Raw genomic sequence first — 13,678 nt, forward strand, 5'->3', positions numbered from 1 at the left:
AGCATTTATGAATTTAATTCTCGAATAATTAAGCAGCAAGATTTCTAAATCTAGTGAATTGGGGTTCAAAAAGTAATTTAACTGTTCCAACAGGTCCATTTCGGTGTTTTGTCACGATAACTTCTGTAATTCCTCTATCAGTTGTTTCTGGATTGTAATACTCATCCCTGTAAATCATTAGAACCAAGTCCGCATCCTGTTCTATTGAGCCAGATTCACGAAGATCGCTGAGCATTGGTCTTTTATTGGTTCTTGATTCAACTCCTCTACTTAACTGAGATAAAGCGATGACAGGGACTTTAAGTTCTCTTGCCATACCCTTAAGACCTCTGGTAATCCTTGAGATTTCTTGCACTCGATTATCGGGCGAAGTACCCTCCATTAGTTGTAGATAATCAATTACGATTAGCCCCAGCTCTTTACCTTGTTCAGCAATTAGGCGACGACATAAGGACCTCATTTCGAGAACACTTGAATTTGGTTTGTCGTCAATGAAGATTGGTAATTGACCAAGTGTATTAATACCTTGACCGAGTAATGGCCATTCATCTTGTTGCAAACGTCCAGTTCTTAATCGACTGCTCTCAATACCTACCTCGCTTGATAGCAGTCTGTAAGTTAGTTGCTCTTTACTCATCTCAAGACTGAATACACAAACAGGCAGGTCATGCAGTTGTGCTACGTTTTTAGCCAAATTAAGAACAATTGAAGTTTTTCCCATTGCTGGTCTGCCTGCAACAATGATTAGATCGCTCCTCTGAAGTCCTTGTGTCATTGCATCCAGATCGTAAAAATTAACTGGTATGCCTGCAACTGATGTACCTAGTGATCTACTTTCTATTTCATTGAAAGTACTTGTCAGGATTTCTGCAGTAGGTGTTAAACCTTTGGATGGTTGCTCTTGGCTAATAGCAAAGATTTTTTGTTCAGCTTGATCAATGGCTTCTTCCATTGGAAGGCTTTGATCAAAGCCTAATTTGATCACATCATTTCCAGATTTAATTAGTTGTCTGCGAAGAAATTTATCGCTAATTAACTTGGCAACTTGTTCTATTGAGGCTGTAGATGTAACCCTCTCAACCAGTTCCACTAATCGGTTGTTGCCTCCGACTTTTTCTAAAGAATTTGTATCAGCAAGCCAAGCGCTCATTGCTGTTAAATCCGTAGGTTTGCCTTGGCTATGTAGCATTAATGCCGTTCTATATATTTCTCGATGAGCAGATATATAAAAAGCTTCAATTGGTAGCAAATCAGCTATTCGTCCTATCGCATCAGGATCCAATAAAATTCCACCAAGAACAGATTCCTCTGCTTCCAAATTTTGTGGTGGTATTTGGTCAGGTTGAGCTTCAAAACGAGGCTTCTCAATTTTGGAATTATTAAAAGCTCCAAAATCTCTACCCTGTTTTGAAAAATCCCCGTTATTTGAAGAGGGGGTGCTTATCATTTATCGCTTATTGGACAAGGACACCTACTTTGGCTTGTTCAGGCAAAGATGCAACTATTAGTAACTTGTAACTTCAAGGTTTATCTCAGCATTGACTTCGTTATGAAGTTTGATTTGAACTTTGTATTTCCCAACACCATGTATCTCAGGAACAGATATGTCTCTACGATCTATATCCTTTTTAGTAGCTTCTTTTACCACTTCTGCTACATCTCCATTTGTTACTGTTCCAAATAAGACCCCATCTTCTCCTACTTGTTTCTTGACAGTAAATCTTCCAATTGTTGTCAGAGCTGTTTGGAAATCAATAGCTTCTTGTTTTTTAGCAGCTTCTTTTTCTGCTTGTTTTGCTCTTCTGTGCTCAACTTGTTTTAAAACAGTTGGAGTAACTGGTAATGCTTTTTTGTTGGGTAATAAAAAGTTTCTTGCAAAACCAGGTGCAACCTCAACAAGGTCACCATCATTGCCAAGACTTTTTATGTCTTCATTTAGAACAACTTGAACTCGCTTAGCCATGGATTGAAAATGAATTAATGCTATTTAATTATTGTTATTAATATTACGACGCGACAGGGAGTCTAATTTTTTTGGCTAACCCAATTGCTTTTAAAAAACGTATGTGTTGCCAAGTGAGATCTATTTGATTTCGTTGAAGGCCATGCTTTGCTGAATTAGGAAAAGCATGATGATTATTGTGCCACCCCTCTCCAAATGTAAGAGCTGCGACCCATTTATTGTTTTTTGAATTATCTCCACTCTCATATGCAATAGAACCCCAACAATGAGTTGCTGAATTAACTAACCAAGTGATGTGATAAACAAAAACCAGCCTTAGAGGAATTCCCCATAAGACCATTGCCCAACCTCCAACGCCAGTGGATTGGCCAATTAAATAAAGCGTCGCCCCTAAAGGTATTTGCAAAAGTAAAAAATTTTTATTTAAGAATCGATAGTAAGGATCTTTTATTAAATCTCCAGAAAGTCTTGGAACAGCTTTCATGGCAGGTACATCTTCAAACATCCATCCCATGTGACTCCACCAAAATCCTTTGTTGCTGTCATGATGATCAGCTTCAGTATCGGAAAAAGTATGATGATGCCTATGAAGACCAACCCAATCAATTGGTCCATGTTGGCAACTTAATGCTCCACAAGTTGCAAAAAATCTTTCAAGCCATTTTGGAACCTGAAAAGAGCGATGTGAAAGTAGGCGATGATATCCAGTAGTTACTCCCAAGCAAGCAGTTACCCAATATAAGAAAATGAATCCAGAAAATGCTAACCAGCTCCAAAATTTAGCTTGCAAAGTAAATATTGTTAGAGCGTGAATTGTCAGCATGAATATGACTGTTCCCCATCTTCTTCTGGCCCTTTGGTTATGAATCCGTCTTGGTACATGACCTTGAAGCTTCTTCGATGCAGCCATCGCTTTATCGGCAGCAACTGGTTTTTTTAATGGAGCCGAAGCCTCGATTAAACTTGCAACCATTGGTGATCCGTCTACTTGTTGTATATAATATACGATAAGGATCCTAATCAGGTCTATCTGTCAATCTTGAATGTGATTTGTGACCTCTAGTTTTCGGGACCAATTGACTGCGGGTAGAAGGGCGATGGCTCATCTAGTGCATGTATGGCATGAGCGTAATGGCTGGTCTCATAAAGTTCTTCCTGCTTTGGCTGAATGCTTGGATCTAGGGAGGGTTCATAGTTCTCAAATCTCAAATCTACGAAATGGAAAACTTGTATCTCCAAGCCCTGAAGTATTTTTTGCTTTGGGGAAGGTAAATCAAGTGCTTTCACATGGAATAGAAAATATAGAAAGTCAAATATTGAGTGTTCATCCTGAGTTGGTTAGATCTCTTCAAGAATCAGCTATCGCTGTTGAAGGAAATGATAATAACCCTCTTTCTGCAGGTGATTTTTTTGAGATTTTTGTTGGCTTAGCCTCTTTACCTTCTTCCTTTGATTGGTTTATTGAGGAAGCTGAGGCCCCTGAACTTAGCGCTGCTTTGGCTGACTATTTATGCAAAGGAAGGTCGTGGAGAATGTGTAGAGAACAAGTTATGTCAGCATATCCAGTAAGTAAAAAACAACGAAGAGAAAGATTTGAGGCAGTTATGGCAGGTTTAAAAGATTACACAGCCGAGGAACTTGATGGTGAATTGTTAGATTTACACGCAACAAATAAATTGTTAAATACAAATAATTTGCAAGGTGCAGATGACTTTTTGGAAAATCTTCGCCAAAGAGGTTTATTGCTTAAGGATCAAGAAAAATTAGAAATTATTTTTTCAGATTAATTTTTAAAAACTTATTCTACTGAATTAAAAAAACAATATGTCAAAAAAATCTGCTAAAAATTTTGTTGATAATGTAGAAAAACAATTGTATTTATCTATTAAAGAAAAGACTGAAAGTATAACATTTAAATTAGAAAAAGTATTAAAAGCTTTTTCTGAATCTCATTTAAATGTACAACATTTTGCTTCATTGACAGGATATGGACACGGAGATTTAGGAAGGGATATAATTGATAAAATTTTTGCAGATGTTTTAGATTCTGAAAAAGCAGCAGTAAGACTTCAGCTTGTAAGCGGAACCCATTCTATTGCATCATCTTTGTTTGGAGTCTTAAGACCAGGAGATAATTTATTATCTATCACTGGAAGGCCCTATGAATCGCTTGAAGAAGTGATTGGCTTGAGGGGGAATGACCAAGGATCCTTGATTGAATTTGGTATTAACTATGAAGAAATATCTTTGAAAAATGATGGAAATATAGATTTTCTAGCGTTAGAAAAAGCTTTAAAAATACCAAGAAAATTAATTTTTATACAACGTAGTTGTGGTTATACATGGCGTCCATCTTTGACTATTGAAGTTATTAAAGATATTTGTGATTTGTGTCATAGGATTCAGCCTCACTGTATTTGTTTTGTTGATAATTGCTATGGAGAATTTGTTGAAAATCAGGAACCAACTTCAGTAGGCGCAGATTTGATTGCAGGTTCTTTAATAAAAAATTTAGGGGGCACTATTGTTCCTACTGGTGGATATATTGCGGGGAAAGCAGATTTGGTTGATAAAGCCTGTTGCCGCTTGACTGCTCCAGGTATTGGACCTGAAGGTGGTATTACCTTTGACTTAAATAGAACTATTTTACAAGGACTTTTTCTGGCACCTCAAATGGTTGCAGAGGCTCTAATTGGTGCTGAGATTATTTCCACCACATTTAGCGAATTGGGCTTTCAAGTGTTGCCAACCCCAGGATCTATGCGAACTGATTTGATCCAAGTAGTAAGAATTGGAGACCCGAAAATTTTACAAATAATTTGTAGGTCTTTTCAGGAAAAATCACCGATTGGATCTTTTCTCGATCCAATACCTGCTTCAATGCCAGGCTATGAAAATAACTTAGTCATGGCTGGAGGCACGTTCATAGATGGTAGTACGAGTGAATTTTCTGCTGATGCTCCTATGAAACCTCCATTTGATCTATTTATTCAAGGAGGATCCCATCGCTCTCATATCAAAATTGCTTTGATTCATGCGCTATCCAATTTATTTCAGGCAGGATTGATCAAATTGCCCCAGAATGATTAAGCGTTTTTCGTTTTGACGCAATGGCTTTTTCCTTCCCAGATCATTTTCGTTTTGCTGACAGTCATGAATATGCTTTTTCTGATGATGCTTTAGTTCGAATTGGTATTAGTGAATTCGCAGTAGATCAATTAGGAGATATCGTTTTTGTTGATCTTCCAGATGAAGGAACTGCAATAGTCAAAGGAGAGAGCTTTGGCTCAGTTGAATCTGTAAAGGCTGTTGAGGATATGTATGCTCCAGTGAGCGGGACCATTGTCCATAGAAACAATTCTGTTTTGGCAAGCCCAGAGGAACTTCAAAATGATCCTCATGGTGAGGGATGGTTATTGATAATTCGTCCTGATAATCCTGATCAATTAAAAGAGCTTATGGATTCAGAAACTTATTCCAAGAAAATTGCTGCATAGAATTTTATTGAATAATTTTTTCTTACAACAAATTAGGAAATTTTTCTCTACACTGGCCTTCACTCAAATAACTTAATTTGCTTGTGCTTGAGAACAAGCTCATGTCGAAAGCAGAATTAAAGGATTTCACTTTTAAGTCTCGCCATATAGGTCCAACCAAAGAAGACGAAGCTTATATGCTTCGACATCTTGCTTATGAAAATTTGGAAGAATTTATATCTTCTGTAATTCCCAATGAAATCTTTGATTCAGAAAACAATGTTATTTCCTTACCAGATGGGTGTGATCAAAATGAAGCTTTAAAAGAAATCAATTTAATTTCAAAGAAAAATGTTGAACATCGTTCGCTGATTGGGCTTGGCTATCATTCGACAGTTATACCTCCAGTTGTTCAAAGAAATGTTCTAGAAAATCCTAATTGGTACACAGCTTATACACCTTATCAAGCAGAAATATCGCAAGGCAGACTAGAAGCTCTATTTAATTTTCAAACTTTCATAAGCGAATTAACAGGTTTGCCTATATCCAATGCTTCTTTACTTGATGAAGCGACTGCGGCAGCTGAGGCGATAAGTTTGAGTTTGGCTGTTAGAAAAAATAAAAATGCTAATAAATTTTTAGTAGATCAAGAAATTTTGCCTCAAACATTTGATGTATTAAAAACTCGATGTGAACCATTAGGAATTGTACTGGAAATCTTTGATAACAATGATTTTGAAATTGATAATAATGTCTTCGGAATACTGATTCAGTTACCTGGGAAAAATGGTCGAATTTGGGATCCAACCTCAATAATTAATCTTGCACACAAATTTGATGCAATTGTAACTATTGCAATCGATCCATTGGCTCAAGTGTTAATTAAACCTATGGGAGAATTTGGTGCAGATATTGTTGTCGGAAGTGCGCAAAGATTAGGAGTACCTATTGCTTTTGGTGGACCACATGCAGCTTTTTTTGCAACTAAAGAAATATACAAAAGACAAATACCAGGAAGAATAGTGGGCCAATCAGTTGATCTAGAAGGCAATCAAGCATTGAGGCTTGCACTTCAAACAAGAGAGCAACATATACGCAGAGATAAAGCAACAAGTAATATTTGTACAGCTCAAGTTTTATTAGCTGTTCTTTCTTCTTTTTATGCAGTGCATCATGGTCCAAATGGTCTTAAACAAATAGCAAAAAAGATTCTTAAATATAGATCATACTTTGAATCTATTCTAAGTAATCTAGAATATCCTTTAGATAGATATTCCGGGTTTGATAGTATTGATATTTATTGTCCTGAAGCATCAAAAGTTATTCAGTTGGCTTCTGAAGAAGGATATAATATTAGAGTGCTTCCTATCGGATCAGATATTGAGAATGCGAAGGGTTTTGGTGTGACTTTTGATGAATTAACTTGTGATGATGAAATTGATAAATTACATCAAATACTTGCAAAAGTTAAAGGAAAAAATGTTAATGACTTTACTACGTTCGCCAAAGAAAATGAATCATTAATTGACATTCCAATGCGAAAAAAACCTTGGCTTGAACAATCGGTATTTAATAAATATCAAAGTGAGACTGATTTAATGAGATATATACATTTTTTAGTGTCGAAAGATTTTTCTTTAGTTCAAGGAATGATTCCTCTTGGGAGTTGCACAATGAAATTGAATGCAGCTGCAGAACTTTTACCCATCGAATGGAGTCAGTTTTCCTCTATCCATCCATTTGCTCCTTATGATCAATTAGCTGGATTTCAGGAAATAATTAATAACCTTGAAGCTTGGCTGTCTGCTTTAACTGGCTTTCAAGGGGTTTCTCTTCAGCCAAATGCAGGTTCTCAAGGAGAATTTGCTGGTTTGCTTGTAATACGATCATGGCATAAGTCTCAAGGAGAGGGTCATAGAAATATTTGCTTGATTCCAACCAGTGCACATGGGACCAATCCAGCTAGCGCTGTTATGTCTGGCTTTAAAGTTGTTTCTGTTAAATGTGATGAATACGGCAATGTTGATTTAGAAGACTTAAGGAATAAATCAAAAATTCATTCAAAGAATTTGGCTGCATTGATGGTCACCTATCCTTCAACTCATGGAGTGTTTGAGCCAAATATTCGTGAAATTTGTCAAGTCATTCATCAAGAAGGAGGTCAAGTCTATTTGGATGGTGCAAATCTGAATGCTCAAGTGGGTATTTGCAGACCTGGATCTTATGGCATAGATGTCTGTCATTTAAATCTTCATAAAACTTTTTCGATCCCTCATGGAGGAGGAGGCCCAGGCGTAGGTCCAATAGCTGTTGCAGCTCATTTGGTTCCTTATCTTCCTGGACATTCAATTGTTCAATGTGGAGGCGAAAAGGCTATTTCAGCTGTCTCTTCAGCTCCATATGGCAGCGCTGGAATATTGCCCATCAGTTGGATGTACATTCGAATGATGGGTAGCGATGGGTTACGCAAAGCAAGTTCAATTGCAATTCTCTCCGCTAATTATTTAGCAAAACGACTTGATCCTTATTATCCAGTTTTATTTAAAGATCCTAATGGCTTGGTGGCACATGAATGCATCTTAGATTTAAGACCTTTGAAGAGTCAGTTAGGTATAGAAGTTGAAGATGTTGCTAAAAGATTAATGGATTATGGATTTCATGCTCCAACAATCAGTTGGCCTGTTGCTGGAACCTTGATGGTTGAACCCACAGAGAGTGAAAGTTTGGCTGAATTAGATCGTTTTTGTGACGCGATGATTAGAATAAGAGAAGAAATCGAACAAATTAAATTAGGAAATATTGATCCTATTAATAATCCTTTAAAACAATCTCCACATACTTTAAAAACAGTTACATCCGATGATTGGGATAGACCTTATTCTCGTAAAGAAGCAGCTTATCCATTGCCTGATCAGGAAAAATATAAATTTTGGCCATCAGTTTCACGTATTAATAACGCTTATGGAGACAGAAATTTGATATGTAGTTGTCCTTCAGTTCAAGACTTAGAAGAAAATAATTCTATTTGAAGACTGGTTAAAACTTCTTTTATTAGTTAAATTTCAAGCGAAAACCATATCTTTGGTTTTTCTTAGGCTGTTTTGCAATTTTTTCTATTAATCTTTGCCTCAGCTTTCAATCACATGGGGACCAAATGAACAAAAAGACATCTGTTGATTTTCCAGATCAAATTAATAAAAAGGATGAGTTGTCCTTGCCTTCTTTCTCTAATTGCTTTGAATCTGTTTTAAATAACGGAGAACTTTTACAAGTTGCTGGAACTAATGTTGTTAGAGTCCCATTTGGGGTCCGTCAACCTAAGAAAGAAAGGCCAGCAAAGCTTTCTCCATGGGCAACTTTGGTATTACCTCTGCAATCATTGGATTCCCCAACTCCACCTCCTCATGCTGCATAAAAACTAAGCAGCGAGATTTGATTGCTTTTTATCTAGCACTCCTGCGTAATAACTTCTTAATTGTTTTGTAGCTCCTGCCCAGCCCCATCTCTCAGCTTCAGAACGAGCTGCTTTTCTCATCGCTGTTCGCTCTACTTCGTTGCCTAATAATTTTTTTGTAGCCTCAATTAAACTTAAAGCCCCATCATTTCCTTCATCAGGATTGTATAAGCATCCGTTCTCTCCATCTGAAATGATATCTGGTATTCCACCTTTATTTGCTCCTACGACTGGGCATCCAGCAGCCATTGCTTCTAAGAGAACTAATCCAAGAGTTTCTGTACTAGAGGGAAATAAGAAAGCATCACCAGATGCATAAGCACTTGCTAATTCATTTCCACTTAAATATCCCACAAAGGTAGTTGAGGTTCCCTGGAAAAATTTTTCTAATTGTTGTCTATATGGACCATCACCAACAAGAGCTAGTCGAGTGTCTGGTAGTGCTTCAAGTACTGGTCTAATTCTTTCAATTTGTTTTTCAGCTGAAAGTCTACCGACGTATATCAAAAGAGATCCTTCATCGCTAAAGTTGCCTAAAAGACGTTTTCTCATTTGTTTGTCTCTTAGTTCTGGTTTGAAAATGTCTGTATCAACTCCTCTTTGCCATAAAGCGGTATTTTGAATTCCTTTTTCTGATAGTTCTTGCACCATTGCAGTAGAAGTACAAAGATTTAGAATTGCTTGATTATGTGCTGCTTTTAACAATTCCCATAAAAGCGGCTCTAACATTCCCATTCCATAGTGTTCTAAATACTTTGGTAAATGAGTATGGTAACTAGCTACAAGTGGAATATTGTTTGTTTTAGCTAGCCAAATACCACCCAATCCAAGAACAGCAGGGTTAACTACATGTATGAGGTCAGGTTTAAAGCTTTCTAATTCATCTGAAACACCTGGACCAGGAAGCCCTAATTTGAGCTCTGGATATAAGGGTAATGGCATCGCAGGGACACCTACAACTTTTGCACCCATATAGTTTGATGGACAGCCTTCTGGACAAAAAACTGTAACCTCATCTCCTGATGCAACTAAATTTTGAATTGTTTTAGTTAGACGCGTTACTATTCCATCAACTTTGGGAAGGAAAGTTTCTGTAAAAAAAGCTATTTTCACTGAGCGTGTCTTTTCAAGATTTTGTAATAGTTAGGTTTAGGATTTATTGATTTCTTTTGCTTGGGTTGAGGTCCAGGCAGATACACAGGGTATTCGTTGTAAATCACATCGACTAGAGAATTTCTTCGCCACATTTACAACTTCTTCTAAAAGTCCATTATCGAGAGTTGTTGGATCTAATCCAAGCTCAATAAAACATCGATTATCAACTATTAAATCATTTTCGACTGCTTCGTTTCTTGGGTTTGGAAGATAATTAATTTTTGCTCCAGTTAGAGAGGCTACTTTTTTAGCTAATTCCCCGACCTGGTGACTTTCAGTCATTTGGTTGAAAATTTTCACCCTTTCACCTTTTTCAGGTGGGTTCTCCAGTGCCAGCTGAACACATTTGACTGAATCTTGAATATGAATAAAAGCTCTTGTTTGTCCACCAGTACCATGAACTGTTAATGGATATCCAATAGCAGCTTGCATTAAAAATCGATTTAATACTGTTCCGTAATCACCGTCATAGTCAAATCGATTAGTCAGTCTTGGGTCACGGCTAGTGACATCAGTATTTGTTCCCCACACAATTCCTTGATGAAGATCAGTGATTCTGATTTGGTCGTTTTTGTTGTAGTAAAGAAAAAGCAATTGATCAAGCGTTTTTGTCATGTGATAAACGCTTCCAGGACTAGCTGGATGTAAGATTTCCTCTTCAAAACGACTTCCATCTGGTTGGGGTACTTCCACTTTTAAGTATCCTTCCGGAATAGTTGCGCCTCTATGGGACCCATAGCCATAAACCCCCATGGTTCCAAGATGAACAATGTGAATATCTAATTGAGATTCAACAATTGCAGCCAGTAGATTATGAGTGCCATTGACATTGTTATCGACTGTATATCTTTTGGTTGCGCTGCTCTTCATGGAATATGGAGCTGCACGCTGTTCAGCAAAATGAATTATGGAATCAGGTTTTTCCTCGATCAAAAGATCTAAAAGCTTTTGATATTCAGAGGCAAGATCTAAATGAATAAATTGAATAGGTTTTCCACCTATCTCAGACCAAGCTTTAATCCTTTCACCAATACTTGTAATTGGAGTTAAGGATTCAACTTCAAGGTCTATATCGATTTTTCGACGACTGAGATTATCCACGATGAATACATCATGACCCTTGTCAGCAAGATTGACTGCACAAGGCCATCCGCAGAAGCCGTCACCACCAAGAACGAAAACTTTCACTCTAAACTCCAAAAGAAAGAGCAAATGCTCATATTATTCAAGCTACTACAAGGGTTTCACTTGATTGTTAAAGAATATGCGATTAGCCCAATTACAAGGATAACTCCAGCAAGGGTAAAAAGCCAAGAACCTTTGTTGCCACTGCTTTCTTTTGTAAGTATTTCAATTTTTGGTTCATCCGCAAAAACGTTGAGCCTGCCTTGACTTTCTCTAGTGACTGCCATGTTTTTTTGGTTATTAGCCTATTACGTTACTAATTTTTAACGAATTACTCTAATTTTTTGAAATAACTCCATCTAATGGAGAGCTTGGATTAGCCAGTTGGCTCTCTTGGAGCCTTCCAGACAAATAAGCGTCTCGGCCAGCTTCAGTTGCCTTAGAGAAGGCTTGAGCCATTAAAACTGGGTTTTTAGCTAAAGCAATAGCACTATTTATTAGAACCCCATCAGCCCCCATTTCCAATGCTTGTGCTGCTTCACTTGGAACACCAATACCTGCATCAATAATTATTGGGATTCCAGACTCTTCGATAATTATGGCAATGTTTGCTGCATTTCTTATTCCTTGAGCAGATCCAATAGGGGAACCAAGAGGCATAACAGTTGCACATCCAATTTCTTCAAGTTGTTTTGCAATTAATGGATCAGAATTTATATATGGAAGGACAGTAAATCCTTCTTTAACCAATTGTTCTGCTGCTTTTAAAGTTCCAATTGGGTCGGGTAATAAATATTTCTTGTCAGGAATAACCTCTAATTTTATAAAATTATTATTCTCTTGACCTGCTAACTTTGCTAATTCTCTACCTAGTCTTGCTACTCGAATAGCTTCTTCAGCATTTGTGCATCCTGCTGTGTTTGGGAGCATCCATATACTTTTCCAGTCTATTGATTCCATTAATCCTTTATGTCCATGCTCTAGTCCTTGAATTCTTCTTACTGCGACAGTAACTATTTCACAGTTTGTATTTACTAGGCTTTTTTGCATGACCTCTAAGGATGAGTATTTACCAGTTCCAACAAGAAGCCGACTATTGAATTCTTTATTTCCTATTTTGAGAAATTGATTTGTTTTTTTCATGAGTAAAAATATGATGAATTAAGATTTATTTAGAAACCTTTTTTATTCAATAATTGATCTTTATCTGTTCCAATTATACGTTCAAGTCTTTTAATTTGAGAGATTGCAGTTTTGTTATTTGGATCTAGCTTTAAAACCTCTTGATAATTTTTATAAGCTTCATCTTCTTTTAGTAAACGTTGATAGGCAAAACCTAGATTATTTAGTGCTACTGGATATTCAGATTTTGCTGTTAATGCTTTTTTGTAATGTATTACTGCTGATTTAAAATCATTTTGAGCAGCAAGTGCAAAGCCTAATGCATTCTCTATAAGTGCTTTAGCTTCTTCTGGCTCGCCATCAAGTTTCTTTAATGCTTGTTTTAAAGTTGTTGTGGCTTGAGGATATAATCTTTTCTTTAATTGGACAGATGCTAGTTCATACATTTTAGCTGAATCTTCATTGGTTTTTGAATCTTCTTTTTCTAATTTGATTAGCTTCATTTCATCTTTTCTTACTTTATATAGTTGTCTTCCTACTAAAATAGCAATAATAACTAGAAGCAAACACAATCCTATTAAATAAGTTTGAGGAAGATTAACTATCATCGTCTAAACTAAATACTAATTTATTGAGAGTATATTATTATTTATTATTGGAATATTCTTAATTTTTGTAATTTCTTCTGTATTCTTTTATCTTAATTAATCATTCATACATAAGTTTAAAGAAGAAAACACTGCTTAAGCCTGTTTAACCTTTTGAATTAACTGCAATATTTGTGAATGTTTGAGGATCTGTCACTGCTAATTGAGCCAACATTTTTCTATTGATTCTTATATCTGCTTTTTTTAAGCTACCCATGAACTTGCTGTAGCTTAATCCGTTTAATCTTGCTGCTGCATTGATTCTTGCTATCCAAAGTCTTCTGAAATCACGTTTTCTTCTTCTTCTATCTCTATAAGCGTTACAAAGAGCTTTCATAACTCTTTGATTTGCAGTTCGGAACAGAGTTCCATTTCCTCCTCTAAATCCTCTGGCTAGACGAAGGATTTTGTTTCTACGTTTTCTAGCAACATTACCTCTTTTAACGCGTGCCATAATTAATAATCAGAAATCAAGAAATTGAACTAATAAACGTTCTTGAGAAGTCTTAAGCATAGGGAAGCATAAGGCTTACATTTTCTGCATCACGTTCGTCTACGACTGCTTTTGTTTTAAGGTGCCTTTTTAATTTAGGGCTCTTATGGTCGAGTAAGTGATTGTGAAATGCACGACGTCTCATGAACTTGCCAGTACCTGTTGCTTTGAACCGCTTTGCAGCAGCTTTGCGGGTCTTGAGCTTTGGCATTGATAAAGCATAGTTAGTGTATAAGAATACGT

The 13,678-nt window shown here is 36.6% G+C and carries 15 protein-coding genes; 5 read left to right on the forward strand and 10 right to left on the reverse strand.

The features are described 5' to 3' along the window. Positions 1-28: 28 nt before the first annotated feature. Genes dnaB through SIB75_RS00120 form a run of 3 tightly spaced genes read right to left on the reverse strand, consistent with a single transcriptional unit; the run spans position 29 to position 2,936 of the window. On the reverse strand, positions 29-1,447 hold the full coding sequence (dnaB, locus tag SIB75_RS00110; RefSeq protein ID WP_413683453.1) for a replicative DNA helicase: 1,419 nt from the start codon (positions 1,445-1,447) through the stop codon (positions 29-31). A 57-nt stretch (positions 1,448-1,504) separates the two neighbouring features. Next, positions 1,505-1,963 carry a 50S ribosomal protein L9 gene (gene rplI / locus SIB75_RS00115; RefSeq protein ID WP_011824637.1) on the reverse strand — a complete coding sequence of 153 codons (459 nt, stop codon included), beginning with the start codon at positions 1,961-1,963 and terminating at the stop codon, positions 1,505-1,507. Positions 1,964-2,006: 43 nt separating this feature from the next. Next, positions 2,007-2,936 (reverse strand): acyl-CoA desaturase, encoded by a 930-nt coding sequence (locus SIB75_RS00120; protein ID WP_413683454.1) that lies wholly within the window; start codon positions 2,934-2,936, stop codon positions 2,007-2,009. Between the two features lie 79 nt (positions 2,937-3,015). On the opposite strand from SIB75_RS00120, the gene SIB75_RS00125 reads away from it, so the two are divergent. The 5 genes from SIB75_RS00125 to SIB75_RS00145 all read left to right on the forward strand — a co-directional run bounded on the left by SIB75_RS00125 (position 3,016) and on the right by SIB75_RS00145 (position 8,854). Further along, a complete protein-coding gene (locus SIB75_RS00125) occupies positions 3,016-3,750 on the forward strand; it encodes a hypothetical protein (protein WP_413683455.1) in 735 nt (244 codons plus the stop codon). A gap of 37 nt (positions 3,751-3,787) precedes the next feature. After that, positions 3,788-5,053 carry an aminotransferase class I/II-fold pyridoxal phosphate-dependent enzyme gene (locus tag SIB75_RS00130; RefSeq protein WP_413683456.1) on the forward strand — a complete coding sequence of 422 codons (1,266 nt, stop codon included), beginning with the start codon at positions 3,788-3,790 and terminating at the stop codon, positions 5,051-5,053. Between the two features lie 20 nt (positions 5,054-5,073). Next, positions 5,074-5,460 carry a glycine cleavage system protein GcvH gene (gcvH, locus tag SIB75_RS00135; RefSeq protein ID WP_413683457.1) on the forward strand — a complete coding sequence of 129 codons (387 nt, stop codon included), beginning with the start codon at positions 5,074-5,076 and terminating at the stop codon, positions 5,458-5,460. A 101-nt stretch (positions 5,461-5,561) separates the two neighbouring features. After that, the gene (gcvP, locus tag SIB75_RS00140) at positions 5,562-8,468 is read left to right on the forward strand and encodes an aminomethyl-transferring glycine dehydrogenase (protein ID WP_413683458.1); all 2,907 of its coding nucleotides are present in this window, start codon (positions 5,562-5,564) and stop codon (positions 8,466-8,468) included. A gap of 125 nt (positions 8,469-8,593) precedes the next feature. Beyond that, on the forward strand, positions 8,594-8,854 hold the full coding sequence (locus SIB75_RS00145) for a hypothetical protein (RefSeq protein ID WP_413683459.1): 261 nt from the start codon (positions 8,594-8,596) through the stop codon (positions 8,852-8,854). Between the two features lie 3 nt (positions 8,855-8,857). Here SIB75_RS00145 and SIB75_RS00150 read toward each other — a convergent pair whose 3' ends face one another. The 7 genes from SIB75_RS00150 to rpmI form a co-directional block, all read right to left on the reverse strand. Then, positions 8,858-10,006, reverse strand: a complete 1,149-nt coding sequence (locus tag SIB75_RS00150) for a glycosyltransferase family 4 protein (RefSeq protein WP_413683460.1) — start codon at positions 10,004-10,006, stop codon at positions 8,858-8,860. Positions 10,007-10,042: 36 nt separating this feature from the next. After that, positions 10,043-11,236, reverse strand: coding sequence for an NAD-dependent epimerase/dehydratase family protein (locus tag SIB75_RS00155; RefSeq protein WP_413389381.1), 1,194 nt, complete (start codon positions 11,234-11,236; stop codon positions 10,043-10,045). 56 nt (positions 11,237-11,292) lie between these two features. Next, positions 11,293-11,460 carry a high light inducible protein gene (locus SIB75_RS00160; RefSeq protein WP_269623864.1) on the reverse strand — a complete coding sequence of 56 codons (168 nt, stop codon included), beginning with the start codon at positions 11,458-11,460 and terminating at the stop codon, positions 11,293-11,295. 49 nt (positions 11,461-11,509) lie between these two features. Beyond that, positions 11,510-12,316: a thiazole synthase gene (locus SIB75_RS00165; RefSeq protein ID WP_413683461.1), complete on the reverse strand. Its 807-nt coding sequence runs from the start codon at positions 12,314-12,316 to the stop codon at positions 11,510-11,512. A 29-nt stretch (positions 12,317-12,345) separates the two neighbouring features. Further along, on the reverse strand, positions 12,346-12,903 hold the full coding sequence (locus tag SIB75_RS00170) for a tetratricopeptide repeat protein (RefSeq protein WP_413683462.1): 558 nt from the start codon (positions 12,901-12,903) through the stop codon (positions 12,346-12,348). A 145-nt stretch (positions 12,904-13,048) separates the two neighbouring features. Beyond that, positions 13,049-13,396, reverse strand: coding sequence for a 50S ribosomal protein L20 (gene rplT / locus SIB75_RS00175; RefSeq protein WP_413389378.1), 348 nt, complete (start codon positions 13,394-13,396; stop codon positions 13,049-13,051). Positions 13,397-13,448: 52 nt separating this feature from the next. Continuing rightward, entirely contained in the window at positions 13,449-13,646 is a 198-nt protein-coding gene (gene rpmI, locus SIB75_RS00180) for a 50S ribosomal protein L35 (protein WP_038654742.1), read from the reverse strand. Positions 13,647-13,678: the final 32 nt, after the last annotated feature.

The sequence above is a fragment of the Prochlorococcus sp. MIT 1011 genome (genome assembly GCF_047305235.1).
Classification (GTDB): Bacteria; Cyanobacteriota; Cyanobacteriia; order PCC-6307; family Cyanobiaceae; genus Prochlorococcus_B.